Here is a 26,298-nt window from a genome sequence, read left to right as displayed (position 1 = left end):
AGCGATGCCGTTTTTGGCATGGTATGACAGGTCTGATGCGCCGGTCGTTGCGAAACCCCGCCCGGATCGTGCCGATCGCGTTCCTCGGGGCGATCGGCGTCGGCACCGTACTGATGATGCTGCCGGCCAGCCGGCCGGGAGCCGATCCGGCACCGTTCATCACGGCCTTGTTCACCGCGACATCGGCGGTGTGCGTGACCGGGCTGGCGGTCACCGACACGTCGACCTACTGGTCGCCCGTCGGGTTGGTGCTGATCACCCTGCTCACCCAGCTCGGCGGCTTCGGGATCATGTCCATGGCGACCCTGCTCGGCCTGCTGATCTCCCGCCGGCTCGGCCTACGCAGCCGGTTGACCGCACAGGCGGAGACGAGCAGCCTCGGCCTGTCCGACGTCCGCCAGGTGCTGGTGCGCATCGCGTCGACCATGCTGGCGTTCGAGGCCGTCATCACCGTCGTGCTGGCCGCCCGGCTCTGGCTTGGCTACGGCTACCCGCCGGGTCGGGCGTTGTGGTACGGCGTGTTCCACGCCGTACAGGCCTTCAACAACGGTGGGTTCGCCCTCTACCCCGACGGGCTGGTCCAGTTCGTCGGCGACTGGTGGGTCTGCCTGCCGCTGATCATCGGGGTGGTGGTCGGCGGCCTCGGCTTCCCCGCTCTGTTCGAGATGGTCCGGGAACGCCGTACGCCGAGAAGCTGGTCGGTACACACCCGGCTGACCGTCTGGGGCACACTCACTTTGATCGGCACCGGGTTCGGCTGCGTGTTGGTCTTCGAATGGGCCAATCCGCGTACCCTCGGGCCGCTGGACCTGCCGACCAAGTTGCTGGCCGCGCTCTTCCAGGACGTGATGGCCCGGTCCGGCGGCTTCAACACGGTCGACACCGCAGGGCTCAACCCCGAGACCACGCTGGTCTCCATCGCCATGATGTTCATCGGCGGCGGCAGCGCCAGCACCGCCGGCGGGATCAAGGTGACCACCTTCTTTCTGCTCGCCTTCGTGATCTGGTCGGAGTTGCGCGGCGAGCACGACGTGATCATCGGCCGGCGGCGGATCGCCGCGGCCAGCCAGCGCCAGGCGGTGACCGTCGCACTGCTCGGGGTCGCGCTGGTCGGCGCCGGCACCCTCGCCCTGATCGGCCTCACCGACGGACTCGGCACCGACCAGGTGCTCTACGAGGTGACCTCGGCGTTCGGCACCGCCGGCCTGTCCACCGGAATCACCGGCGAACTGCCCTGGGCGGCGCAGGCCCTGCTGGCGCTGCTGATGTTCATCGGTCGCATCGGCAGCGTCACGTTGGGTTCGGCGATCGCGTTGAACACCAGGACCCGACGGTTCCACTATCCCGAGGAGCGACCCATCGTTGGCTGACCGGACCGGCAAGCTGACCAGGACCGCCGTGATCATCGGACTCGGCCGCTTCGGCGGCCAGGTCGCCGACTCGATGCTGCGGTTGGGGTTCGACGTGCTGGGCGTCGACGAGAGCCAGGCGGTGGTGCAGCAGTGGGCGGACCGGTTGACCTACGTCGTTCAGGCCGACTCCACCGACAGCGAAGCACTGCGCCAACTCGGTCTCGACGACTACCAGCGGGTGGTGGTGGGCATCGGTTCGGACATCGAGGCCAGCGTGCTGACGGTGCTGAGCCTGACCGAGATCGGTGTCGCCGAGGTATGGGCCAAGGCGGTCTCCGGCAAGCACGGCAAGATCCTGCGGGCGGTCGGCGCGCGGCACGTGGTCTACCCGGAGGCGGCGATGGGCGACCGGGTGGCGCACCTGATCACCAGTCGGATGCTCGACTTCATCGAGTTCGACGACGGTTTCTCGATCGCCGAGACCCGCATCCCCGCCGAGGCGGTGGGCCGGCGGCTCGCCGACGCGAGCATCCGGTCCCGGTACGGGGTGACGGTCATCGGGGTCAAGGTACCGGGCGAGCGGTTCACCTACGCCCGGCGCGAGACCGAGCTGCCGGCGGGTGCCCTGCTCATCGTCTCCGGTACGACCGAGCAGGTGCAGCGGTTCGCCGCGGCGACCTGAGTCGCCGAGATCAGTCGGCGGGATTCGCCACCTCGGCGACCTCGACCGTCTCCACCGCATCCGGCCCGGCCGACGTCCGCCGGCCGGCGATCGAGGCGACCGTCGCGTCGCAGGCAAGGTCGTCGATCCAGAACTCCAGCGGAAGCAGGTTGGACCCGGTGTAGCTGCCGGTGAAGCGCAGCACCGCCGACTCGCCCGGAGCCAGCGCGGCCGATCCCTTCGCCGGACGCAGCGAGACGTCGGCCTCCTGCTGTTCCCACCGCGTCCCCGCCAGGCCGCCGACCCGTTGGCTGCCGGGGAAGGTGAAGTTGAGCGACCAGTCGACCAGTTCGGCCGGGCCGGTGTTGGTCACCGTGGCACCGGCGACGAACTGCCGGCCGGTGTCGTCCTCGACGGTGTAGTCCACTTGACAGGGTGCCGGGGACTGGGCGGCCAGACCGAACTGCGATGGGGCGGCGAGCGCCTCGCGGGCCCGGTCGGTGGCCGGGGTGGGGCCGGCACCGGCCCAGATCAACGCGCTGAGCAGCATCAGGCCGATGCCGATGACGGCCGCTTCGGCCCGGCGCTGCACCCAGGAGGTACGCAGCCGACGGCCCCGGGTGGCGCCAGGTTCGACCGGCGCCACCGGGCTGTCGGCCGACACCACCGGGATGTCGGCCGGCACCACCGGGATGTCGGCCGGCACCACCGGCAGGTCCAGGCCGGTGATCTCCAGTCCGCTGGTGGTGACACCTGCCCCCGCCGGATCGGGTCTGCTGGTCGTCCTGGTCGTCGCTTGGACGGGAAGCGCCAGGGACGGCGACAACCCGGCCGTCACACCGACCGCCTCTGCCAGCGACTTCGCTACTTCCGCACTGCTCGGCCGGTCCGCCGGATGCTTCGTCAGGCAGCGAGTGGTGAGCTCGACCACCTCGGTCGGCAGTCCCGCTACCCGTGGCATCGGCCCGGGCGCGGTGTGTAGATGGGCCCGCAGCATCTGGGTGATGGTCGCGGCCTGCCAGGGCAGCCGGCCGGTGAGCGACCGGTAGAGCAACAGGCCGACCGCGTACACGTCGGTGGCCGGCGACACCTGCCCGCCGTTGAGCCGCTCCGGTGCCAGGTAGGCGGGCGTACCCAGCAGGTTGCCGTCGGGTCCGACGTCGCTCTCCCCGGCCAGGGCCGAGATGCCGAAGTCGACGACCTTCGCCCCGGTGCTGGTCAACATGACGTTGGCCGGCGTGACGTCGCGGTGCACCACCCCGGCGGCGTGCGCGGCCGCCAAGGCCGACGCCACCTCGGCGCAGGCGACCACGGCGCCACGCCACGGCAGGATGTGTTCCCGACGCAGCCGCACGGCCAACGACTCACCGTCGACCAATTCCATCACCACGTACGGCAGGGTGGCACCGGCGGCGACGGCTTCGCCGTAGTCGTAGACGTTGGTGATGTGTGGGTGGCACAGCCGGGCGGCCGCTTGCGCTTCGATCCGGATCCGGTTGCGGAAGGCGTGGTCCGGGGCGAACTGCGGGGCGAGGACCTTGATCGCCACCTGACGGTCGAGCACCTCGTCGTACCCGCGCCAGACCACCGACATCCCGCCGGTGCCGAGACGTTCGATCAGCCGGTACCGGTCACCGAGCAGCTGCCCACGATCGTTGCCCACCCCACCCATGACTCCGGAGTTGCCCGATCTGGCCTTCGCTACACCTGGCAGCTACCGGGCGACTGAAACATCAGGCGTTCGGGTCACAGGCCGCAAGCGGTCACGGCAGGAAACCGCCGGTCACGGTCAGGGAGCAACCAGGAGTTGGTCGACCGGAGCGTAGTCGTCGGTCAGCGGTCGGGCACCGGCGACGAAACCGGCCAGATCGGCACCGGAGAGCATCAGATAGTCCGCACCGAGTGCGGCGGTCAGCCGGGCCCGGACCTCGCGCAACGGCAGTGGATGGTCCGCGGCCAGAATGACGAAGTTGCTGCCGCCGGTCCGGGTCAGTGCATCCGGCCGGGTGATCAGGGCCACTTCGGGAAACTCGGCGGCGACGGTGGCCACCTCGGCCCGGATGAACCGCGACGGCGGGTAGTCGATGACGTTCTGCAGGTAGATCCCGCCGGGCCGGACCACTCGTCGGATCTCGGCCATCATCTGCCTGGTGGCCAGATGCCAGGGCACCACCAGGTGACCGAACGCGTCCCCGACCACCAGGTCCGCGCTGTCCGTCGGCAGATCGGTGACCAGCACCCGGGCGTCGCCCACCCGCACATCCAGGTCGGGGCCGGGCGATACGTCCAGCTCCCGCACCCCGAGGTCGACCAGCCCGCCGTCGATTTCGTAGACGGTGTTACGACTGCCCGGCCGGGTGGCGCTCAGGTAACGCGGGACGGTGAAGCCGCCGCCGCCCAGGTGCACGGCGTCGACCGGCTCGCCGGGCGGCGCGAACACGTCGGCCACCGCGCCGATCCACTTCGTGTAGGCGAACTCCAGGTGGGTCGGATCGTCGAGATCGACGTACGAGTGCCGGGCCGAGTTGAGCAGCAGCAGACGACCGCCGTCGCGCTGCGGATCGGCCTGCACCGTGGCGCAGTGGTACTCGGTCTCCACGTCGCACGGGTCGGGCGCGATCACCGCAAGGCCGGCGGCGAGCAGGCCGACCACGCCGATCACCGCCCGCGTGGCCGGGGTGTCCCGGCGGCCGACGGCGGGCGGCGGTGGCCCGGCCGGCTCCAGGCCCGGATCCGGCTCCAGGCTCGCGTCCGGGCCCGGGTCAGCGGGACGGGTGCGGTGCAGGTGCACGCCGAGTACCACCCCGCCGACACCGAGCAGCATCGCCAGACCCAGCATGATCACACTGCTGGGCAGCGTGGCCACCAGGAAGAATCCGGTGCCGAGAGTGGCCGTGATCGCGCCGAGCGTACCGATGCTGGACAGCCGCCCGACGACCTCGCCGGTACGGCGCAGGTCGCCGAGCTGCAACTTGATCACAAGGGGGGTGACCGCGGAGAGCAGTGCCGCCGGCAGGACCACCGCGACCATGGTGAGCAGCAGGATGCCCACGACCGCGCTACCGCGCAGCAACTCGCCCGCGTACCGCACCAGCGGCAGGGTGATCGCGGTGGTGATCGCGGCCAGCACCAGCGCGGCCGGCAACAGCGGGCGTGGGTCACGCCGGTCGGCGATCCGGCCGCCCACCCAGGTGCCGTACGCGATGGCGGCCAGCGCCACCCCGATCACCGAGCTGTTCGTCTGCAGGGTCACGCCGACGTACGGGCCGACCAGCCGCAGCGCGACGATCTCCAGCACCAGCACGGCCCCGCTGGAGACGAAGACGAGCGCGGCGGCCAGGCCGGGGCGCAGCGGCGCCGACGGACGCGGTGGCGCGGACGGCGCCTCAGTGGCTTCCGGCGGTGACTGGTCCATCAACGTGATGGTACGCACCACAGCCGGGCGCCGCCGTTGGCTGTGGACAGCTTGACGGATCGGGCCGGACGGACGCTCACACCACCGACAGGTGCACGTGGTTGGTATGGTCGCCGGCCGGGCTGCCGCCACCACTATAGGAGCGCCAGCCGGTGCCGGGCATCCAGATCTGCCGGAACCAGATCACGTAGAGCACCCCCAGGCGGTCGGCGTTGCGTACGTAGAACGCGGCCAGATTGTTGCCGTAGGTCCGGTCGCCACCGGTGGCGTCGCGTTCTGCGAATCCGCCGGCCTCGGCGGAGAAGTCACAGGCCCGCCCCTTGGGATGTTCACCGCCACCGCCGCTGCGGAAGCAGGAGGTGTAACGGGTGAACCCGACGAGCTTCGCCTCGTTCATCGCGTGCAGGGTGCGCGGGGTGATACAGCCCGACGTGGTCGGGTCGTCGACGCTGCAGGATTCCGACGGCCAGGAACCGTCGGAATTGCGCGGCGCGGCCTTTGCCGCAGGCGAGTTCGCGCTGACGAAACCGCCCGTCGCCTGGCCGCCCACGGCTGCCAGGGCGCGTTCCGCGTCCTGCTTCTTGCGCGCCATGATGGCGACCTGTTTCTCCTGCTCACGCACTTCGTTGTCGATAGCCGCCTTGGCCCGGGCCGACTGTTCGTGGGCCTCGGCGAGAGCACGCAGGTTGCGTCCTTCGCGTTGGGCCATCACTTCGAGTCCGGCTGCGCGCTGCAGCATCGCTTCCGGGGATGCGCTGTTGAGCAGCATGGTGACCGAGGTCAATCGCCCGACGCGGTAGGACTCGGCAGCCATGACCCCGACCTCGGTGGTCAGCTCGGCGAGCCGTTGCTGGAGCTTGCCGTACTGCTCGGTCAGCTCACGTTGCCGTTTCTTGGAATTGTCGAGCTTGGCCTTGGCCTCGATGTGCCCTTTCGACGCGGCTTCGAGCACGTCCCGCAGGCTCTCGTTGCCTCCTTCGTCGGGGGCGTCCGGTGCGGCGATCGCGACCGGCGCGCCACTCAGCAGCGCGATCGCGGTGACCAGCGCGACGATCGTCGCCGCCGCACCGGAGCGCCGGTGGGATGCCGTCGTGCCGACCACAGCTACGTCCTCCCGGGGTGAGTCCTGGTCGATTCGTCTGGGCGGAAACCGCGGGTCAGCTTACCGGATTACGGCGCCGCCGCCGGCGCATGCGACGCCAGTCGCCAATACCACATCGTGCAGATGGCGCGCAGCCATCCGCCAACTATTACTTCTCGCAGTGAACCGCTCACACAAAATGGCCTGGCCGCCCACCGGGCGGGCACCCGTCTTTGCCACCTCCCGCACGAATTAAGATAGCCTAACCTTATTGGCCATCACTCGCGAGGAAGCCGGTGCCACGATCCGAGGCCCACATCCCGACTCCGCACTCCCAGAACTACCTGGCGCAACTGTGCGATCACTTCTCGTTTGCGGTACCGGTGCACCGCGACGACGATCAGGCAGTAGTGGATTTCGGATTCGGCACCTGCCGGCTGACTGCTGGCGAGAACGGGCTGTCACTGATAGCCGACGCGTTCGACGCGATCAGTATCGCCCGGGTGGAATACCTCGTCGGCGAACATCTGGAGCGCTTCGGCGCGCGGGAGAGTCTGACCGTCGAATGGCAGCCGGTCACCGACACCACACCAGCGACCGACCCACCGCCGAGCGTCATCGCAGCCGACCCACCGCCGAGCAGCTGACCCACCGCCGAGCGTCATCGCAGCCGACCCACCGCCGAGCGGTCGACCGGCACCGATCAGGTTGTGGACAGCAACACCCGGTGCAGTTCGTGCCAGGTCGACTCGCTGCGCGCGACCAGTAGGCCGGACCGGTCGTCGGTGTAGTCGTACGGGCTGCCGTCGAGCCGGCGTGCCACCCCGCCGGTCTCGGTCACCAGCAGCGTCCCCGGAACGTGGTCCCACGGCAACGTCCGCCAGAACAGCGCGAAGTCCTGCGTCCCGGCGGCGATGTCCCAGTGCTCCCGGCCGGCGCAGTGCTGTCCGGGTAGCACCGCGCCCACCTGGTCGCCGCCGGCCTCGACCGTCACCCGCAGCCGTACCGGCAGGTACTTCACCGGTACCGCACCACGCAGCAGCGACAGCGGCGCCGACTCCGACGCCGCGGGGAGACGTACGCCGTCGACATGACACCCGGCCCCCCGCTCGGCCACCGCCAGGGTTCCGGCGATCGGATCGAAGATCCAACTCGCCACCGCCGTACCGGCCTCGAGCAACGCGACCATCATCACGAACGGCCGACGGGCCGCGGCGAAGTTCGCCGTACCGTCGATCGGATCGACCAGCCAGACCCGACCGTCCTCGCGCAACCGACGCAGCAGCCCGGGATCGTCGGCCACCGCCTCCTCGCCGACCACCACCGAGTCCGGCGCCAGTCGGTACAGCCCGGCCGTGATGATCTCTTCGGCCCGCCGATCGGCGACCGTGACCAGATCGCCCGGCGCCTTCTCGGCGATATGGTCGTCGGTCAGCCGGCTGAACCACGGCAGCACGGCCTGCGCGGCGGCCTCCCGGAGCAGATCACCCACCTCGTCGATCATGTGTCAGCCGCGCGGCGGCAGCTTGACCACGCTGACGAAGAACTCGTCGATCTGCCGTATCACCGAGATGAACCGCTCGAAATCGACCGGCTTGGTCACGTAGGCGTTCGCGTGCAACTGGTACGAGCGCAGGATGTCCTCGTCCGCCTGGGACGTGGTGAGCACCACCACCGGGATCCGGCCGAGTTCGTCGTCCTTCTTGATCTCGGCCAGCACCTCACGCCCGTCCCGGCGCGGCAGGTTGAGATCGAGCAGGATCAGATCCGGCAGTACGGCGCCGGCGTACTTGCCTTCGCGACGCAGGTAGGCCAGTGCCTCGGCACCGTCGGAGACGACATTGAGCCGGTTACGGACCTTGTGCTCCTCGAACGCCTCCTGGGTCATCAGCACGTCACCCGGGTCGTCCTCGACGAGCAGCACCTCGATCGGGCTCTTTCCGTCCGGTTCGGTCATGGCAACCTCCTTCACGACGCCAACTGCGCAGCGGCAGCCGCAGCGTCCTTGTCCCCGCCAGCGGCGGCTGATGAGCCGTCGGCGAGTTCGGTATCGGGCGCCTCGGCCGCGCGGACGGTCACCGGGAGCGTAAAGCGGATCACCGTACCCTCCTCGACCTGGGTGTCCACCCAGATCCGGCCGCCATGGTACTCGACGATCTTCTTTCCGATCGCAAGTCCGATCCCGGTGCCCGGGTAGGCGTTCTTGGAATGCAGCCGCTGGAAGATCACGAAGATCTTCTCGGCGAATTCGGCCTCGATGCCGATGCCGTTGTCCTGGCAGGTGATCTCCCACTCCGCACCGACCTGGCGGGCGGAGATCACCACCTTGGGTGCGACGTCCGGGCGGCGGAACTTGAACGAGTTCGAGACCAGGTTCACCAGCAGATTCGTCAGCAGTGGTTCTTCACCGGTCACCACCGGCATCGGCGACCAGGTCAGCTCGCCGCCGGCGTACTCGCGGGTCGACTCGGTCTGGCTGGACACGTCGGACATCACCTTGTTCAGGTCGACCTCGCTGAACCCGGTGGTCAACCGACCGATCCGGGAGAAGGCCAACAGATCGTTGATCAGGCGTTGCATCCGCTGTGCGCCGTCGACGGCGAACGAGATGTACTGGTCGGCCCGCGCGTCGAGCTGGCCGGCGTACCGTCGCTGCAGCAGTTGGCAGAAGCTGGCCACCTTGCGCAGCGGCTCCTGCAGGTCGTGCGACGCGACATAGGCGAACTGCTCCAGGTCACGGTTGGAACGGACAAGTTCCTCGGTCTGCTTCTGCAGCTGGCCGTTGACCCATTCGACCCGCTCCCGCGCCTCGCGGACCTCGGCCAGGTCGGCGGCGATCTTGCGCCGCATCCCGTCGACGTCACTGGCCAGCGCCGCCAGTTCGGGCGGCCCGATACCGGAGATGTCCCGTTGGTACTCGCCGTTGGCCACCCGGCGCACCTGGTCGGCGAGGCTGGTCACCGGGCCGATCACCAGCCGGTTCAGCGACAGCAGCAGGGCCGCCCCGGCCAGGACGACCACCGCCGCGGCGATGACCAGCAGCGCGACCAGCGCGTTGCTGGTCTGCCGCGCGTCACCGGCCACCCGGTTGCGGATCACCAGGATGTCCGCCTGCAGCTGGTCGACCGCGGAACGCAGCTCGTCGAAGCGGGCCCGGGCACTGTCGTCGAGCAGATCCTCTGCCGTTGCCTGATCGGCGGCGGATACCGCGGCGATCGCCGGTTCCGCCACGGCCAGCCGCCACTGCCGTGCCGCCTCGCCGATGGCGTCCAGTTGGCCACGCAATGGGTCGTCTTCGCCCAGTAGCCCCGTCATCTCGTCGACCAGCCGGCGCTCCTGAGCCACACCGTCCTGATAGGGCGCCAGGTCGGCCGGGTCGCCGGAGACCACGTAGCCCCGGACCCCGGTCTCCTGGTCGACCAGAGTGGCGAGCAGGCTCTCGGCGTGGGTGCGCAGTGGCCCGATGGTGTTGAGCAGGTTGTCGATGTGGTCCCGGTTCGCGCTGGCGACCACCGCGCCGCTACCGGCGAGGATCGTCAGCAGGCCGCCGACCACGAAACAGAGCAGGGTGACCCGCGCCCGCAGGGTCATCGCCCACCGCCCCGGCTCACCAGCAGCATCGCCACGTCGTCGGCGAGCGGGCCACCGTTGATCTCCTCGGCCCGGCCGACCAGCCACCCGGGAAGCTGTGGCAGCGGGACGTCTCGGGCGGCCGGCTCGGCCACCAGGCGCTGCAGGCCGGCCACGTCCAGCCGTTCGTCCGAGTCGCCGAGGCGCCCCTCGATCAAGCCATCGGTGTACATCAGCAAAGACCATTCATCGGTGTCGAACTCCACATCGGAAGCGCGGGGCGGACGGGGCTGGACACCGAGCAGCAGACCTCCCGGGGCCGGGACGGGCGCGGCCCCGCCACCGTGTAACAGCAGCGGCGGTGGATGTCCCGCCAACCGGACCGTGGCCCGGTTCGCGGCCAGGTCCAGGCGTACCGAGGCGACCGTGGCGAAGGTCTCGCGGAGCCGGCGCTCGCTCATCAGCACCTGTTCCAGCGCGGGCAGTATCGCGTCGTCGGCGACCCCGGCCAGCACCAGCGCCCGCCACGCGACCCGCAACTCGACGCCGAGCGCAGCCTCGTCGGCACCGTGCCCGCAGACGTCACCGACGATGAGCTGGATCCGGTCCGGCGTCGTCTGCACCACATCGAAGAAGTCGCCGCCGATCAGCGCCGCGTGCCGGCCCGGCCGGTAGAAGGTGTGCACCGACACCTCGTCGGTGTCCATCAACGGCTGTGGCAGCAGCCCTCGCTCCAGCCGGGCCGACTCGGCCTGGCGCAGCTCCACCTCGCGCAGCCGGCGGGCATTCTCGTCGGCACGCTTACGCTCGACCGCGTACCGTAGCGCCCGACTCAGCAGGACCCCGTCCACCTGTCCCTTGACCAGGTAGTCCTGCGCCCCTTCGGCGACCGCGCCGATACCCAGGTGCTCGTCCTGACGGCCGGTCAACACGCAGACGGCGGCCCGACCGGCCAGGCTCAACACCCGCCGCAGCCCGTCCAGGCCCTGCGCATCGGGCAGCCCCAGGTCCAGCAGAACGCAGTCGACGCCGGTGATGCGCTCCCGCGCCTGGGTCAGGCTGTTGGCCACCACCAGATCGACCGCCGCCTGCGCCTCGGCCAACAGCTCGCCGACCAGGAAGGCGTCGCCCTCGTCGTCCTCGACCAGCAACACCCGCAGCCGCTCCGCCACGGGTACGGCCATCGGTGGCTCCGCCTCGGTACGCGGACTGGCACGAGGCGGTACGACAGAGGAACCGGTCATCTCGGTGCCTCGCCGGTCCGCGACGACGATCGGTCGGTGTTGATGGTGCGCTCCTTCTCGGTGACCCGCCGATCGTCTCCCAACTGACCAGGGCACACAACACCGGCACACCGCCTGGGCAGCCGCGCGGTATGCCGTCCCGGCAGGCAGGGGGCGGGCATGCTGACAAACCTAGGGCACCGCAGGGCCGTACGGTGACCCGGCCGGCTCCGGTTGGGCAGGATGTACCCACCCGACCGCCAGCAGAAGCCACCCGACCGAACGTGCCCCTCGCCCCCCACCCGCCAGCAGGCAGGAGGCCGCCATGGCCGTACCCCTCGTCGCCGCCGCAGACCGGTCCCTCGCCCGACCCCGCCGCAGGCTGCCGGCCGCACTCGCCGTCCTGGCCGTACTCGGTCTGGTCGGCGCCGTCACGCTGCTGGGCCTGCGCCCGCCGGCCCCCCACGCCGCGGACGCACCACCCGGCGAGTTCAGCGCGGCACGGGCCCACCAGCACGTGACGCGGTTCGCCGACCGGCCGCACCCGTCCGGCAGCGCGGCCAACGACGAGGTACGCCGGTACCTGGTCGACACGCTGACCGACCTCGGCCTGGCACCGGAGGTCCAGGACACGGTCGGGCGGGAGGCCGGGCAGCTCAGTGGCGCGGCGGCCGGCACCACGCTGGCCCGGATACGCAACGTGATCGCTCAGATCTCCGGCACCGACCCGACCGGGCAGGTGATCCTCGTCGCGCACTACGACTCGGTGCAGAGCGGCCCGGGCGCGAACGACGACGGTGCCGGTGTCGCGACGCTGCTGGAAGTGGCCCGCGCGCTCAGCGGGACCGAGCGGGCCCGCAACGACATCGTGCTGCTGTTCACCGACGCCGAGGAGGCCTGCCTGTGCGGGGCGTCGGCGTTCGTGGCCGGCCACCGGCTCGCCGCCGACCGCGACGCGGTGGTGGTCAACCTGGAGGCGCGCGGTTTCACCGGGCCGGTGATCACGTTCGAGACATCGCCGGACAACGCCGGCCTGATCGACGTGTTCGCCCGGTCGGCACCGCACCCGGTGGGCACCTCGTTCGCGGTCGAGGTTTACCGCCTGCTGCCCAACGACACCGACTTCACCCCGTTCCTGGACGCCGGATTCGCCGGTCTGAACTCGGCGTACCTCGACGGCTCGGCGATCTACCACACGCCGCAGGACACGCCGGAATCGATGGATCTGGCCAGCCTGCAGCACCATGGCGACAACACGCTCGGCCTGGCGCGCGGCTTCGGCGCGGCGGACATCCCCGCGCTGACCACCGACACCGACGCCACCTACTTTCCGACTCCGGTCGGCCTGGTGCACTACTCGGCGACGCTGAACTGGCCGCTGGCGCTGCTCGCCGGTGTGGCGGTCGGCGTGCTGGCCTGGCTGGTCCGCCGGCGCGGGCGGGCCAGCTGGCCACGGCTGGCCGCCGGCTTCGGGCTGGCCACCGTCCCGCTGATCGCCGCGCCGGTCGCCGCGCAACTGCTGTGGGCCGGGGTCGTCGCGCTGCGCCCGGAGTACGCCGACCTGCTCGACCCGCACCGACCGGTGCCGTTCCGGCTGGCCGTGCTCACGCTGACCGCCACCGTCGTGATCACCTGGTACGCGCTACTGCGCCGCCGGGTCGGCCCGGCCGCCCTGGCCGTCGGTGCGCTTTGCTGGCTGGCGCTGCTCGGTCTGCTGCTCGCCGCGCTCGTCCCCGGCGGGTCGTACCTCGCCGCGCTGCCAGCGCTGGCCGGTGCGGCCGGCGGGCTGGTCGCCCTGTCACTGCGGATCACCGGACCGGCAGCGGTGGCCGCGCTGGTGGCGGGCGTCGCGGTAGGCGTGCTGATCCTGCTGCCGGCCACGGTGCTGCTGTTCCCCGCGCTGGGCATGGGCACCGGGGGTGCGGCGGCGTTGTTCGCGACCCTGCTCGGCCTGGCCGCGCTGCCCGTACTCGATCTGGTGCTGCCGCAGGCCGGCGGGCAGCGCGGCAGCGCCGCACTGCGGGCCCGGCGGGTCGGGCCGGTGCCGGGCGTCGCCGCCGGCGTCGCGACGCTGGTGCTGGTGGCGGTCGGGTTGGCCGTCGACCGGTTCGACGACGAACACCCGGTGCCGACCCATCTCGTGTACGCCCTCGACACGGACACCGACGAGGCCTACTGGCTCAGTCATCAGACCCGGCCGCAGCAGTGGATCTCCGGGTACGTCGACGACGCCACCGAGGTGGCAGAGTCGTTCCCACTACTCGGGGCGGGTGGGCTGCGCAGTGGGCCGGCCGAGGCGGCCGATCTGCCGGCGCCCGCGCTGGACGTGCTCGACGACAGTGGGGTGGTCGAAGACGGCCGGCGCACGCTGCGGCTCCGGCTGCTACCACAGCGTCCGGTACGGCTGGTCGCACTGCACGTGCTGGCCGGCCCGGCGGTGGTCGAGTCCGCCACGGTCGCCGGCCAGCAGGTGCCGGCCGGTGATGGTGTCGCAGCCACGGCGGACGGTGAACCGTGGACCTTCGGCGTCGTCTTCCACGCCCCGCCGCCGCAGGGAGTGGAGATCGTACTGGTACTCGGCCCGGATCCGGCCGGAGCGGACGGTGGTGCCGACGAGATCCGGATGCGGGTCAGCGACGGCAGTGACGGGCTGGACGACCTGCCCGGCTTCACCCCCCGGCCGCCCGGGATCGGCGTCGCCGGTTCACACACCTCCGAACTGGTCACCGTCGCCCGCACCTACACCTTCTGACTGACCCCTCCGACGATCGTGGACTTGTCGACAGCATTTGTTGCTTCTGTCCAACGACAAAGTCCACGATCGTCGGGAGTGGGCGGGATCGGTCAGTGGTGGCCGTGACCGGGGTGGGGGTCGCACCTGCCCTGGTCGGCGATGAAAGCGGCGATCCAGGCCAGTGGCGCGTTCCAGTTGATGGTCAGCTCGTTGGTCGACCAGGACTCGATGTCGTCGATGTAACAGAACTGTGGTGCGCAGCCGGCCAGGAACCGCTGGGCGACCGGGTCCTGGATCGACGAGTTGGGTCCACCGGCGAGGGTGCCGCGTGGCGGATTGGGCAGGTCGGGGTTGAGCTGGCGGGCGTACCAGCGGCTGTGCTGGTTCTGCGCCGAGACCGTGCCGTACCCGGTGACGTAGGAGATGTTCAGCGCGTTACGGCCGAAGATGTAGTCCATCGCCTGCAGCACCCCGTCGCGGTACCTGTCCTTGCCGGTGAGATCGAAGGCGGTGGCGACCACGATCGCGTTGTTGATCACCAGGTGGTTGGAGCCCCAGTCGTACCGGTTGTCGTCCGGGGCGTACGGGATGCCGTACGGGTGGGCCGCGATCGTGGTCAGGTACCTGTCCGCCGCCTCCACCACCGACGCCTGCACCCGGTGGCGGTCCGGCAGCCGACTCCGGCCGGTGGCCAGGGCCAGCCGGCCCAGTGGGGCGGTCCACTGCCAGCCGAAGCCACGGTCCTGGAAGATGTCGCCGGTGTGGTGCGGTGAGGCCAGGACGAAGTCGCGGAACTCACGCTCCCCGGTGGTCAGGTACAGCTCGGCGGCCGCCCAGTAGAACTCGTCGGTGACGTCGGTGTCGTCGTAGGGGCCGCCGCCGTTGGCATCGGCCGGGTCGGCGTACCTCTGCGGGTTGGCCTTGGCCGCCGCCCACGCGGTGCGGGCGGCACGCAGGTTGCGCTCGGCGAAGGCCCGGTCGTACGGCTTGAACACCCGCGCCGCCTGGGCGGCGGTGGCGGCCAGGTTGAGCGTGGCTGCGGTGGACGGCGGATGCAGTTCGCGCAGTTGCGGGTCCAGATGCGGCAGCAGCGGCAGGCCGGTCCACGCCGCGTCGTGGATCTTGTGGTGGGCCATCCCGGCGAGCGGCTGGCCGGCCGGGACCTGCATCGTGAGCAGGAACTCCTGCTGCCAGCGGGCTTCGTCGAGGATGTCCGGCAGCCCGTTGCCGCTCTCCGGCAGATCGAGCACACCGTCGCGGTGCAGCCACGGCTTGTCCTTTCCGCCGACCCGCAGCGCCCGCTCGTACTCGCTCATCAGCTGGTACACCGAGATGCCGCCGTTGACCACGTACTTGCCGTGGTCGCCCGCGTCGTACCAGCCGCCGGAGACGTCGAGGGTGTAGTCGCAGACACCGGGTTGGCACGGCACCTCGGTGTCTCCGGAGTTGGGCGCGACGCCGACGTGCCCGGCCGGGCGGCCGTAGCCGGGACGCAGGCTGTCCAGGATCTCGATGCCGCTGCGCTGGGTGTAGTAGAACTTGAGCGCGTCGGCGCGCAGTCGCTCGTAGAAGCTGGTGCCGATGTCGAACGGGAAGCTGGTCTCGCCGTCGGCGACCAGCGTGTAGCCGGCGCCGGAGCGGGTGTAGCGACCGAAGTCGATGGTGTGCACCTGCTCGCCGGAGGATTCGTCCAGGCCGTACGGAACGGATCGACCGCTGGCCACGACCCGGCCGCGGGCGTCGACGAGCTGCCACGGCAGCGGATCGGTCGCCTCGGTGACCACAGTGGCGTTCTTCGGACCCTTGGGCAGGTAGCCGACCTGGTTGACCCGCACCCGGGGTCCGGTGTCCGGCACGTATTCCTCCGGTTCCGCGCCGCCGCGCAGCGACACGTCGTCGAGGCAGAGGCGCCATGGCTCGGCGCTGCCGCCGATCTGGAAGGCGACCTGGGCGTTGGGCAGGTCCACCGGGGCGGTGAAGGTGTACGTGTAGTTGTTGCCGGAGACGCTGACCTCCGGGTTGGCCGCCATGAACTGGGTCCATGGGTCGACCGGCAACTGGATCAGGGCCCGGATCACCTTCGTCGGGGTCGCGGTGGCGAAGAACCTGTATTCGTACGTCTCACCGGCGACCAACGGAACGTCGTCCTGCCCGATGATGACGTCCCACGGGTTGATCGTGCCGCCGGGTACGTCGGTGCACAACTGGCCGGTGCTGGAGTCGAGGGTGATGTTGGCAGTGCCCCACCAGGGGGCGTGGCCGTCGTCGAAGGTGCCGTTGACGATCTGTTCGGGTGCCTCGTCCTGGGCCTGGGCCGGACCAGCGCCGCTCAGGGTGGCAGCGGCGAGCGCGGCCACCGTGGTGACGGCGAGCGGGACGGTCCGCCGCCGGAAGGGTATCGACACGCCAGAGATCCTTCCGATGGTCGGTCGTGCGGCGCCGGCAGGCGGCGCCGCGAGCAGCAGGTCGTCGTGCATCGAAAGCAGCAGGTGGGAGCGCTCCCACCTGCGATACTGGAATGTTCGCAGCGTGTTACGGACGTGTCAATAGATCACCGCGACGACGAGCAGCGTCGATCCGATTCGTGGCAGGAGACCGCCGCTCAGCGTGGGCGCAGCGCGGACACCCGGTCGTAAATCTCGTTGCGCGGCAGCCCGGTCAGCGTCCCGGCCAGCGACCGGACGGTGCGGGTGTCCAGCCCGGCGCCGAGCAGCATCTCGATCACCCGGTCCGGATCCGCCGGGCCACCGCCACCCAGTGCCGAGGCCGTGGCCGGTACGCCCCGACGGGCGCCGTCAACCACGACAGTCAGCTCGCCCCGAACCTCGTCGCGGCCGGCCAGTTCGGCGTGGATGGTCGACAGCGGGCCGCGCAGCCACTCCTCGTACGACTTGGTCAGGTTGCGGGCCAGCGCCGCCGGCCGGTCACCGAGCACCTCACGCACGTCGGCGAGCATCTCCACCACCCGGTGCGGCGCCTCGAAGAAGATCAGTGTGGCGGCCACCGGAGCGACCTCGGCCAGCGCGGTGCGCCGCGCCGCGGACCTGCGGGGCAGGAACCCGACGTACAGGAACCGGCTGGCCGGCAGGCCGGAGCCGACCAGCGCGGTGAGCGCCGCGCTCGCCCCGGGCAACGGATCGACCCGCAGCCCTTCGCGCAGCGCGGCCCCGACGACCAGGTAGCCGGGGTCGTTGACCAGCGGAGTGCCCGCGTCGGAGATCAACGCGACGTCGGTGCCGGCGTTCAACGCCGCGATCAGCTCAGCGGTACGGGCCTGCTCGTTGTGGTCGTAGCAGCTGACCACGCGGACGTCGATGTCGTGCGCGTCGAGCAGCCGCCGGGCCCGCCGGGTGTCCTCCGCCGCCACCAACCCGGCGGTACGCAGCACGTCGAGCGCCCGCAGCGTGATGTCACGCGGGTTGCCGATCGGCGTCGGTACCACGGACAGCGTGCCGCGCCGTTGCTCACTCGGGTCGTTCCCCGGTGCGCCTTCAATCCCCCGCTGCGCCTCACCCACCCGGCGATGGTAGCCAGCCCGCTCCGAGGTCAGTGGATCAGGCCGAGCGCCGTCGCCAGTCGGGCGACGCCGGCGACCTGCGGCCCGCACCGGGCGACCTCAGCCACGACGGTACGGGCGGAAGGCCGGCAGCGGACCTCCGCCGGTGCGACGCGGTCCGCCTCGACCAGCCACCGGCCCGCCCCGGTGGGGTCACCGGTGTCCAGGTGCGCCCGAGCGGCGTCCACCAGGTACGCCGCCCGATGCTCGGCCGGCAGCCCCTGCCAGGGCTGCCGGGCAGCTGTCTTGTGCAGGCGTACCGCCTGCCCGGCGTCGCCCAACTCCACGGCTGCGGTCACCCGAGCGCATTCGACGGCCGCCGGGCCGAAACTCGCCGTACGGTGCTCCTGCCTCTGCCCGAGGCGACCAGCGATGTCGGCGGCCTGTCCGAGCAGTTCGGTGACGCTGCCGCGATCGCCGCACCCGGCGGCGGCAAGGGCCGCCTGCAGCAGCAGTGTCCCGTACACCGTCCGGTCCTGCGGGCTCGCCCGCCCGTCGGTGGATGCGGCGACCCGGTCGGCGGCGGTGATCGTCGCCGCCATCGCCAACCGGCCCTGGCCCAGCCCGCGCAACGCCTGCCCGAGCGGCACCACCGCCGACGCCGCCAGCACCAGGTCGTCCCTGGCGACGGCGAGCGCCCGGTCGGCCGCCAACCAGGCCAGCTCGGCTTCACCGGCCTTGATCAGCGCGAGCGCCGTGACCTGGTACGCCAGCACCAGCGGCACCGTCCCCTCCTCGGGTCGGATGGTGTGCAGCCGCCGGGCGGCGTCCAGCAACTCCGGCACCATCCGCAACAACCGGGGATGGTCGCCGTGCCGGTACGTCGACCACGCATGCTCGACCCGCCGCGCCACCTCCTCCCGCAGCGACTGCGACCCGCCATCAGGTGCGGTGGCGAACACGTCGTAGCAGGCCAGTGCCGCCCGGACCGCGTCGACGCCGACCGGCGCGTTGCCGGGCCGCGGCTGGCCGTCGTCGCCGAGCAGTTCCGCCGGGTCGACTCTCAGCACCTCGGCGATGTGCTGGATCAGCGAGAACTTGTCGAGGGTCCGGACGCCGCGTTCGACCTTGTCCACCCAGCTCTTGGACCGGCCGATCCGGTCGGCGAACACCTGCTGGGTCATCCGTCGCCGTACCCGCCACTGCGCCATCCGACGGCCGATCGCCACGGTCACGGCCGGTCGACTCCGACCCACGTCCAGGAGACAAAGCGTTCGTGCAACTCGGCCGGGTCGATGATGCCGGCTTCCTCGGCAGCCAGCGGCAGCAGCTCACCGACGTCGACCGACAGCGCCACCGGCTCGTCCGCGTACGCCTCGGCCAGCTGCACCCGGCCCGGTGGGCACGGCCACGGCGTCCCGTCCGGACACACCGCGCACGTCCAGGACGGCCGCACCGGATCGTGCACCGGCCCACGCCCTGCTTCGGGTGTCCTCACGGCAGGTAGTGCCGGCCGGCGTTACCGCCACGCCGCTGCGCCCGATCCGATCGCGTCGCCGGCCGCCGATCCGCTGGCGGTGCGCTCACCTCGACGTACCGCCGCCGACCCGGCACCGGATACACCACATCGACCGGTACGTCCGCACGCTGAAACCACTTCCCGAACACAGACGGCCCCCTCAACGGCGAGAGTTGGACGGGCGGCGACCCCGAGGGACTCTCCACGTCCACCCCGGAGCCGCCGCCCAGCGGGCGGGCCCGACGCGCGAAAGAGCGATCACGGGGTACGGCGTCGGGCCCAGCTGGCAGGTCGCGAACCCGAACGGTCAGGCGACCCAGATGTAGCCTGCCCAACACGCCTGGTATTCGTCTACAGTGCAGCTGTCCGCCAGCGGTGGCTGCTGTCCGCCATCACATCCGTGGCTGATATGTCTCGCAGAACTCGTCCAGATCCCCCGTCGGCACACCGATCCGTGCCAGTCCTTGGCGTACGCGGTCGACGCGCCACCAGTTCGACGCCGCGACCCGCCCCGAGCCGACCGCTACCGCCACTTGCGCAGCGGCCTCGTTCGGATCCAGCGACAGCAGAGCCTGACCGAGGTCGAGTCGCGCCGACGCGATCCGACGCGGCCGACTCCCCTCAGCCAGCAGCTCGGCCAGGACGTCACCGGCCTCGGCAGCCGCGACCGGATCTCCCACCCACGCCAGAGTCGTGGCCACATACGCCCGCGCCTTCCCTGGGTCATAGCGGTAGTGGTGCTCAGGCCGCTCCGGCTGGCCCAACGGAGACACCAACCGCTCCAACCGGGCCAGCGTCTCTCCGGTCGCCTTCCGGTCGCCGAGCAGCGCCAGCGACCGGCCGGTCTGCGCGGTCGACTGAAGCCAGGCGCTGCTGCCGGCCGGGGCCACAGCCCGCGCACCACGAGCCAGATCGAGGGCCGTAGCCGGATCGCCGGTGGTCAGTGCCTCCCACGCCCGGGTTTCCAGGCACCAGGCGCGGATCTCGTCATGCTCCGTGTGCGCGCCCATCGCCTCGGCCGTACGCAGATGCGCGATCGCGCTCTCGCGCCGACGCAGGTCGATCAGCACGGTGGCGGTGAGCAACGACAGCCATCCCCCGGCGACGAGAATCCGGCGGTGCTGGTCGAGGGTCATCCGGCGGCCAGAGCCGACGAGGGTGGTGACGTACGTCAGGTGCCGACGGACGCGCGGAAGTAACGCGTGCGGGGACGCCGTCGGATAGGCGGTGGCGAGCTCATCGACCGCCGCCTCGATGCCGGTGATCGTCGTGGTGCTGATGTCGGTGGCAGCGACCCGGCGAGCAAGCTCGGCGGAGTCGTGTTCACCTTCATCGGTGAGCATCCCGGTGAGAACACCTCCGGTGTCCAACACGTCATCGAGCCGACCGGCGACATCGACAGTGGCCGTCTTGCGGCCGGTTTCCAGATCATGCAGATACGACTTGGCGTAGTGCGCCTTCGCGGCAAGATCGCGCAGCGACAGACCGGCCCGCTGGCGAAGCGTACGCAAGGTCGAGGGCCAGCGCGGATCGATGATGCGGGTCATTCATGTCACCACCCAGATCTGTCCGAGCAGCGGCCAAGGCGCTTGTCCACACCCCGCCACCACATCAGACGGTACCTTCGGTGTCCGACAACCTACCTACAGCTGCGACGAGGATGGTTCCTCGGCAGGTGGTGGCGATGAACGACGACAGCCGAACACCTGGCATCCCGACGGTGAACGGCGCACACCTTCGGATCGTCGTATGCGGCGCTGGGCCGCCCGCTGCCGATGTCCTTCGACTCGTGGAAGCGGCACAGGAGCAGTCGTCGACCTCCGCGCCGAAGGCGTCCGGGTCGTCTCCGGCCCATACGACGACTGGACGCTACACCCGCCGGGCACCGGCACCGCCAGGCGCGCCGCATTTCCCCTGGCAGGCGGCGTTCCTGATCGCTGCGAAGACGTGCCACCGGCGAAACGATTCATAGCAGCCCAGGCGACGGTTGCCGCCTGTCGACGTGTCACGGATGCTGGTCGGACGTCGTCTTCGCTCCGGGAGCGTTGCCGCATGGGCGATCGCGGTCTCCAGCGACGGCATTGCCTGCCCGGCGAGTCTGAGAGACTCATCTTTCGGTTGAAGGGTTGCAAGCTGGAGCCATTTGCCGTACACATGTTCGAGTAATTGTTGTGACCACTCGGAAGGAGTGCCGTGGCAGACCGCAGCGCAATCGAGTGGACCGAGTCCACCTGGAATCCCACTACCGGATGTGATCGGATCTCGCAAGGATGCGACAACTGCTATGCTCTGAGCCTGGCAAAGCGGCTCAAGGCGATGGGTTCGCTGAAATACCAGACCGACGGCAGTCCTCAGACGTCCGGTCCAGGCTTCGGCGTAGCGGTCCACGAAGATACTCTTGATGCCCCTCTTCGGTGGCGAGAGCCCAGGACTGTCTTCGTGAACTCAATGAGTGACCTTTTTCACGCTCGCGTACCTTTCATCTTTGTCGCGAGAGTGTTTGCAACAATGGTTGCGACACCACAGCACACCTACCAAATCCTGACCAAACGGGCGACCCGGCTCTCGCGACTGGCAGCAGATCTACCTTGGCCGCCAAACGTTTGGATGGGAGTCAGTGTCGAAGACGAATCCCAATCAAGACGTATCGATTATCTTCGCAACGTACCTGCCGCCGTACGGTTCATATCGGCCGAGCCACTTCTCGGCCCACTGGATAAGATAGAATTCACGGGAATCGACTGGGTCATTGGCGGCGGCGAATCAGGGCATCATGCACGACCGATGCATCCGGAGTGGATACGTGGCATTCGTGACTCCTGCATTGATGCCAAGGTTGCTTTTTTCTTCAAACAATGGGGTGGACGTAACCCGAAGATAGGAGGACGCGTGCTGGACGGCCGCACCTGGGACCAAATGCCAACCGCCAGGCGACCTGCTCACTCAGCGGCGGTCGCCCCGTAGGTCAGCGAGAACCGTAAGGAGGACGTGGCGGCTCCGGATCGTAGACCTGCTTATCATCCGTCCCCCCAGCTGTCACCATATCCGGAGCAATATCGAATAGACCCGCTTTTCCTTGGTCCTTCGCACGCTTGTCGCGGCGTAGCGCGAGGGCATGCTGGCGCATTGCCTGATGTTCACTCATCGCTTTACCATATAGGTGTCGCATGATGCGGTCCCCGGCATCATGATCGGTTACAAAGATCATGTCGTATATATCCTGACCACCGGTGTTCTTCATCGTGAAGCCGTAGGACTTGCGGTAACCCAGCACACGCTCCAGACGCCACCGAACCAAGTTGACCCACTCTTCTCGCGCCTGGGCTGGGTTCAAGCGTCCGTCACGCCGAGCCTGCGCGATTGGCACCCACTCCTCGCTACCCAGCATCTCGGACAGGGTATCACCGTACTGCGCATTCATGTCCCGACCATGTATGTTCAGACCGCGCGGGTACATCCCAGTAGCGAACAAGATCCACATTTCAGCTTTAGTCTTAGCTTGCCGAAATCGCGCAATCTGCTCCAACGTCGACCACTTGACTTCCGAATCAAACTGGTCAACGAAGGCAAAGGTTGGAGCCCAGGCAACCGGGCGGAGCTCCTTGAGAGCCATTGAGACCGTAACATTGCAGTCTCTGTCGTACACCTTGATTCCCGCCCGGTCCGGATACACGGACCGGACCGCTCTTTCCAGACGCCGAGCCTTCTCGTCAAGCTCAAACAGGCATATTCGCGTGAAAGGAGGATCAACCGATAAAGCACGCCTTGCCGACCCTAAGATATATTCGTCGGTCTCGCGGGCGGCATTCTCCGGCCATCCAGCGAATAAGTCTAGGTAGATCCTCTCATCGACGTTTTTCGAGGCGATTGCGAAGCTAGACAGGTAGTCTTCCAAGATCTGCAGCTTGTGCCTTGTCCACCAGCCCCACTTCTTGGCCGCCATCCACGACTCCTTGCACAACGAAGGGTAACCGCCCGCACACTGAAGAGTAAGACTCACATGGACTCGCCGTAAAGAGGTGGACACGAAGTCGTCGACCATTCGATCCACAAGACCGAGCCAGGACAGCAAGATCATTTTATCGAATCACAGACATCAGCGCCTCACGAACTGGCACTTAGCAAGATCACACAATCATGATCTTTACATATGGCATCCACGACGGAATCCAGAAGAGATCAAATATAGGCCGGTTCAAGCCGGGTGACGGCGGTCGGGGCCACACACCGTGTTTGACCTTGTCGTAGCGGCAACGTTTCTACTGGTGGCATGCGGATCGGCGAGCTTGCCGCGCTGGTCGGGGTCTCCACCCGGACCGTGCGCCACTACCACCATCTCGGGTTGCTGCCCGAACCGGACCGGCTGTCCAACGGCTACCGGGAGTACCGGCTGCGGGACGCGGTCGCCCTGGCCCGGGTACGCCGGCTGAGCGAGCTGGGGCTCTCGCTCGACGAGATCCGCGACGTGCTCGCCGACGACCGGGGGCGGGAGCTGCGCGAGGTGCTCACCGAGCTGGACGCCGACCTGGCCCGCCAGCAGGCGGCGATCGCCGAGCAGCGGCGACGGCTGGCCGAGCTGCTGGCCGCCGACGAGTCCGTCGACGAGCTGGACGCCGACGCCACGGTGTCCGAGGAGATGGCGGCGGTGCTGCGGCAGCTGCCGACCGACGGCTCCGCGTTCGCCGCCATGGACCGCGAGATGCTGGCACTGCTCGACACCGGCGTCGCGCCGGAGCAGCGGGGTGAGTTCAGCGGGTTGTTCCGGCCGTTGACCGAGCCGGCAATGCTAACCCGCACGCAGGAGTTCTACCGACGGCTCGACGAGATCGCCGATGCCGACCCGGCCGACGTACGGGTGGCGTCGCTCGCCGCCGACCTGGAGGGGTTCCTGCCGACCGAGATGACCGAGGCGATCGTCACGAACGCGGGCGACGCGCAGACCACCCAGTGGCTGGCCGCTGTCACCGGCGAGCTGTCCCCCGCCCAGGCCGAGGTGTTCCGGCTGCTGTTCGCCCGGCTGCGGGGGCGGCGATGACGGCGCGGCCGGACCGCGCGGCGGCGCGACGCAACGGCGGCGGGACGCCGGTGGAGCAGGTCGGCGCCCTGCGCCGGCTCGGGGTGGTGCCGCGCCGGCTGGTCGGTTTCGAAGCGGCCGGTCTGGTCAGCCTCTGGCTGTGGGTACGCCGTCGCCGCCACGGCGTACCGGAGTCGGCGACGGCGGTGCCCTACGCCGGGGCGGTGGCCTCGACGATGGTGATGTTCCTGGTGGTGTCGGTCGTTGAACTGGTCGCGGTGGAGATCCTGCTGCGGGCGGTCGGTGCGCCGGCCCCGCTGCGGCACGCGATTCTGCTGATCGACGCGTACGGCGTACTGATCGCACTGGCCGTGATCGCCGCGACCGTGACCCGACCGCACGTGATCGGGCCCGACGGGATCCGAATCCGGTCCGCCGCGTTCCTGGACGTCCGGGTGCCCCGCCGGCTGGTCACCGAGGTCCGCCTGGTGCGCAACTACAACGAGCAGGGCACCATCCGGGTCGACGGTGACGTGCTGATCGTGTCGGCGATCGCGCAGACGAACCTGGTGGTCGAGCTGACCGAGCCGCTGCGGGTGGTCCGCCCGCTGGGCCGCGTCGCATACGTCCGGACGATCCGGTTTTTCGCCGACGATCCGGCGGCCGCCCTGGCAGCAGCCACCTCCAGCGGAGCAGCCGTCACTTCCAGCGGAAGTGGATGAACAGCCGGCCGAAGTTCTTCGAGTCCTTCTCCACCCGGTGGTAGAGCTGCTTGATCTCCTTCTGGTCGAGGAACCGCAGCACCCGCTTCTTCAGCTGTCCGGAGCCCTTGCCGGGGATGATCTCGACGAGGGTGGCCTTCTTGGCAACCGCCTCGTCGATGATCCCGCGTAACGCCCGGTCGATGTCGTGGCCACGGTTGTAGATGTCGTGCAGGTCCAGTTTGAGCTTCACGACATCCTTCCGTTGACCTTCGCCTCCACCCGCCGCAGCGCGGCCAGGTAATCCGAGTGCTCGGAGCGCATGGCGGCGGCGAGTCGCAGGTGCCGCAGCGCCTGCGACGGCCGGCCGAGCCGTTCCAGGGTACGGCCCAGCACGTGGTGCGCGTAGTGGTCGCTCGGGTCGCGGTCGATCAACTCCCGCAACTGCTCCTCGGCCCGGCCGAGCTGCGCCGACTTGAAGTACGAGCGGGCCAGCAGCTGGCGCACCGCCGAGTTGTCGGGCTCGGCGGCGATGATCGGCTCCAGCAGCCGGGCCGCCCCGGTCGGGTCGCCGGATTCGAAGAACATGTTCGCGCGGCGGTACTCCTCCAGCAGGTCCATGGCCGTCCACCTTCCTGGTCGCGATCACCCCGACACACCTGACGCTGGCACAACTGTCGACGGAATGCGACTGTTCCCGCTCCGGACATCCGCCCGTCACCAACCAGCTTCCGGACAATCCGCCATGCACTGTCACGGCCGGGTCAGCGACCAGGCCCGGACCCCGCCGACGATGCCGGCGGTGTTCGGCACCACCACCACGTCGTCACCCATCCGGGCCAGCTGCTCGGAGCGGATCAGCCGGGCGTTGCCGCCGCCGAGATAGAGCCGGTCCCAGCAGAAGACCGGACGCAGGGCATCGACCACGCCGCGTACCCGCCGGGACCAGAACGCGTCGCCGAGCCGGCGGCGTTCGTGCTCGCCGATGTAGGTGTCGTAGCTCTGTCCCCAGCGCACCGGCGCCTGGGACAACTCCAGGTGCGGAGCGAGCAGGCCACCGTCGAACAAGGCGCATCCCAGCCCGGTGCCGAGGGTGAGGACCAGCTCGCAGCCGGTGCCGGCGACCACGCCGGCACCGTGCACCTCGGCGTCGTTGAGCACCAGCACCGGCAGGTCGAACGCCTTGGTGAGGGCGGCACGCGCGTCGAAACCGAACCATTCCGTACGCAGACCCGGGTCGATCTTGGTGCGGGGTCCGGCCCGGGTGATGTAGTGCGGGGTGGCCACCACCACGCCGTGCCGGATCATGCCCGGCATGCCGACGGTCACCCGCTGTGCCCGGGGCAGCTGTTCACCCAGTTCGCGCAGGGTGTCGACGAACAGCGTCGGTGACAGCGGATACGGCGTCGGCACCCGTACCGGGCGGGCCCGCATGGTGCCCGCCTCGTCGAGCACGGATGCCTTGATGCCACCGCCACCGCAGTCGATCGCCAGCGTGGAAATCATGAGGCACAGTGTGCCGGCCGGCGACT

23 protein-coding genes are annotated in these 26,298 nt (G+C 69.5%); 7 read left to right on the top strand and 16 right to left on the bottom strand.

Going from position 1 to position 26,298, the window contains the following annotated elements:
- Positions 1-35 precede the first annotated feature (35 nt).
- Complete coding sequence (locus ACN27F_RS21475) at positions 36-1,370, top strand: TrkH family potassium uptake protein (RefSeq protein ID WP_421436179.1); 1,335 nt, start codon at positions 36-38, stop codon at positions 1,368-1,370.
- Entirely contained in the window at positions 1,363-2,034 is a 672-nt protein-coding gene (locus ACN27F_RS21470) for a potassium channel family protein (RefSeq protein WP_421436177.1), read from the top strand. Before ACN27F_RS21475 ends, ACN27F_RS21470 begins: the two co-directional genes overlap by 8 nt.
- A 10-nt stretch (positions 2,035-2,044) precedes the next feature.
- On the opposite strand, the gene ACN27F_RS21465 is transcribed toward ACN27F_RS21470, so the two are convergent.
- The 3 genes from ACN27F_RS21465 to ACN27F_RS21455 form a co-directional block, all read right to left on the bottom strand.
- The gene (locus tag ACN27F_RS21465; protein WP_421436175.1) at positions 2,045-3,685 is read right to left on the bottom strand and encodes a protein kinase domain-containing protein; all 1,641 of its coding nucleotides are present in this window, start codon (positions 3,683-3,685) and stop codon (positions 2,045-2,047) included.
- 117 nt (positions 3,686-3,802) lie between these two features.
- A complete protein-coding gene (locus ACN27F_RS21460; RefSeq protein WP_421436174.1) occupies positions 3,803-5,428 on the bottom strand; it encodes a fused MFS/spermidine synthase in 1,626 nt (541 codons plus the stop codon).
- Positions 5,429-5,504: 76 nt separating this feature from the next.
- Positions 5,505-6,530 (bottom strand): coiled-coil domain-containing protein, encoded by a 1,026-nt coding sequence (locus ACN27F_RS21455; protein ID WP_421436171.1) that lies wholly within the window; start codon positions 6,528-6,530, stop codon positions 5,505-5,507.
- A gap of 275 nt (positions 6,531-6,805) precedes the next feature.
- Here ACN27F_RS21455 and ACN27F_RS21450 point away from each other — a divergent pair, with 275 nt between their 5' ends.
- Positions 6,806-7,156, top strand: coding sequence for a DUF2218 domain-containing protein (locus ACN27F_RS21450; RefSeq protein WP_421436168.1), 351 nt, complete (start codon positions 6,806-6,808; stop codon positions 7,154-7,156).
- Positions 7,157-7,212: 56 nt separating this feature from the next.
- Here the strand turns inward: ACN27F_RS21450 and ACN27F_RS21445 are convergent, their stop codons facing one another.
- From ACN27F_RS21445 to ACN27F_RS21430, 4 genes are read right to left on the bottom strand one after another with little or no spacing between them, the layout of a single operon-like run.
- Entirely contained in the window at positions 7,213-8,013 is an 801-nt protein-coding gene (locus ACN27F_RS21445) for an inositol monophosphatase family protein (protein ID WP_421436165.1), read from the bottom strand.
- Between the two features lie 3 nt (positions 8,014-8,016).
- Positions 8,017-8,466 (bottom strand): response regulator, encoded by a 450-nt coding sequence (locus ACN27F_RS21440; RefSeq protein WP_421436163.1) that lies wholly within the window; start codon positions 8,464-8,466, stop codon positions 8,017-8,019.
- An 11-nt stretch (positions 8,467-8,477) separates the two neighbouring features.
- Entirely contained in the window at positions 8,478-10,100 is a 1,623-nt protein-coding gene (locus ACN27F_RS21435) for a sensor histidine kinase (RefSeq protein ID WP_421436161.1), read from the bottom strand.
- Positions 10,097-11,263, bottom strand: coding sequence for a PP2C family protein-serine/threonine phosphatase (locus ACN27F_RS21430; protein ID WP_421436158.1), 1,167 nt, complete (start codon positions 11,261-11,263; stop codon positions 10,097-10,099). The genes ACN27F_RS21435 and ACN27F_RS21430 overlap by 4 nt, the downstream gene beginning before the upstream one ends.
- A gap of 364 nt (positions 11,264-11,627) precedes the next feature.
- Between ACN27F_RS21430 and ACN27F_RS21425 the strand changes: the two genes are divergently transcribed.
- Positions 11,628-14,054, top strand: a complete 2,427-nt coding sequence (locus ACN27F_RS21425; protein WP_421436157.1) for a M20/M25/M40 family metallo-hydrolase — start codon at positions 11,628-11,630, stop codon at positions 14,052-14,054.
- 92 nt (positions 14,055-14,146) lie between these two features.
- On the opposite strand, the gene ACN27F_RS21420 is transcribed toward ACN27F_RS21425, so the two are convergent.
- From ACN27F_RS21420 to ACN27F_RS21400, 5 genes are all read right to left on the bottom strand, one after another.
- Positions 14,147-16,513 carry a glycoside hydrolase family 9 protein gene (locus tag ACN27F_RS21420; protein ID WP_421436154.1) on the bottom strand — a complete coding sequence of 789 codons (2,367 nt, stop codon included), beginning with the start codon at positions 16,511-16,513 and terminating at the stop codon, positions 14,147-14,149.
- A 125-nt stretch (positions 16,514-16,638) separates the two neighbouring features.
- Entirely contained in the window at positions 16,639-17,553 is a 915-nt protein-coding gene (rsmI, locus tag ACN27F_RS21415) for a 16S rRNA (cytidine(1402)-2'-O)-methyltransferase (RefSeq protein WP_421436151.1), read from the bottom strand.
- Positions 17,554-17,582: 29 nt separating this feature from the next.
- Entirely contained in the window at positions 17,583-18,767 is a 1,185-nt protein-coding gene (locus tag ACN27F_RS21410; protein WP_421436148.1) for a helix-turn-helix domain-containing protein, read from the bottom strand.
- Positions 18,764-19,000, bottom strand: a complete 237-nt coding sequence (locus tag ACN27F_RS21405) for a hypothetical protein (RefSeq protein ID WP_421436145.1) — start codon at positions 18,998-19,000, stop codon at positions 18,764-18,766. The genes ACN27F_RS21410 and ACN27F_RS21405 overlap by 4 nt, the downstream gene beginning before the upstream one ends.
- 443 nt (positions 19,001-19,443) lie before the next feature.
- Positions 19,444-20,598: a helix-turn-helix domain-containing protein gene (locus ACN27F_RS21400; protein ID WP_421436142.1), complete on the bottom strand. Its 1,155-nt coding sequence runs from the start codon at positions 20,596-20,598 to the stop codon at positions 19,444-19,446.
- A gap of 646 nt (positions 20,599-21,244) precedes the next feature.
- Between ACN27F_RS21400 and ACN27F_RS21395 the strand changes: the two genes are divergently transcribed.
- A complete protein-coding gene (locus ACN27F_RS21395; RefSeq protein ID WP_421436140.1) occupies positions 21,245-22,015 on the top strand; it encodes a DUF5131 family protein in 771 nt (256 codons plus the stop codon).
- 1 nt (position 22,016) lies between these two features.
- On the opposite strand, the gene tcmP is transcribed toward ACN27F_RS21395, so the two are convergent.
- Complete coding sequence (tcmP, locus tag ACN27F_RS21390) at positions 22,017-22,994, bottom strand: three-Cys-motif partner protein TcmP (RefSeq protein WP_421436138.1); 978 nt, start codon at positions 22,992-22,994, stop codon at positions 22,017-22,019.
- Between the two features lie 327 nt (positions 22,995-23,321).
- Here tcmP and ACN27F_RS21385 point away from each other — a divergent pair, with 327 nt between their 5' ends.
- Both ACN27F_RS21385 and ACN27F_RS21380 read left to right on the top strand, forming a co-directional pair.
- Positions 23,322-24,086: a MerR family transcriptional regulator gene (locus ACN27F_RS21385; RefSeq protein ID WP_421436135.1), complete on the top strand. Its 765-nt coding sequence runs from the start codon at positions 23,322-23,324 to the stop codon at positions 24,084-24,086.
- Positions 24,083-24,787, top strand: a complete 705-nt coding sequence (locus ACN27F_RS21380; protein ID WP_421436134.1) for a hypothetical protein — start codon at positions 24,083-24,085, stop codon at positions 24,785-24,787. The genes ACN27F_RS21385 and ACN27F_RS21380 overlap by 4 nt, the downstream gene beginning before the upstream one ends.
- Here ACN27F_RS21380 and ACN27F_RS21375 read toward each other — a convergent pair.
- From ACN27F_RS21375 to ACN27F_RS21365, 3 genes are all read right to left on the bottom strand, one after another.
- Positions 24,765-25,019 carry a Smr/MutS family protein gene (locus tag ACN27F_RS21375; RefSeq protein ID WP_421436132.1) on the bottom strand — a complete coding sequence of 85 codons (255 nt, stop codon included), beginning with the start codon at positions 25,017-25,019 and terminating at the stop codon, positions 24,765-24,767. The two genes, ACN27F_RS21380 and ACN27F_RS21375, sit on opposite strands and share 23 nt — an antisense overlap.
- Positions 25,016-25,387 carry a tetratricopeptide repeat protein gene (locus ACN27F_RS21370; RefSeq protein ID WP_421436130.1) on the bottom strand — a complete coding sequence of 124 codons (372 nt, stop codon included), beginning with the start codon at positions 25,385-25,387 and terminating at the stop codon, positions 25,016-25,018. The genes ACN27F_RS21375 and ACN27F_RS21370 overlap by 4 nt, the downstream gene beginning before the upstream one ends.
- 132 nt (positions 25,388-25,519) lie before the next feature.
- Complete coding sequence (locus ACN27F_RS21365; protein WP_421436127.1) at positions 25,520-26,272, bottom strand: ROK family protein; 753 nt, start codon at positions 26,270-26,272, stop codon at positions 25,520-25,522.
- Positions 26,273-26,298 lie beyond the last annotated feature (26 nt).

This window comes from Solwaraspora sp. WMMB335, assembly GCF_049179075.1.
GTDB lineage: Bacteria > Actinomycetota > Actinomycetes > Mycobacteriales > Micromonosporaceae > Micromonospora_E.
This window is presented reverse-complemented; position numbering and strand designations above follow the sequence as displayed.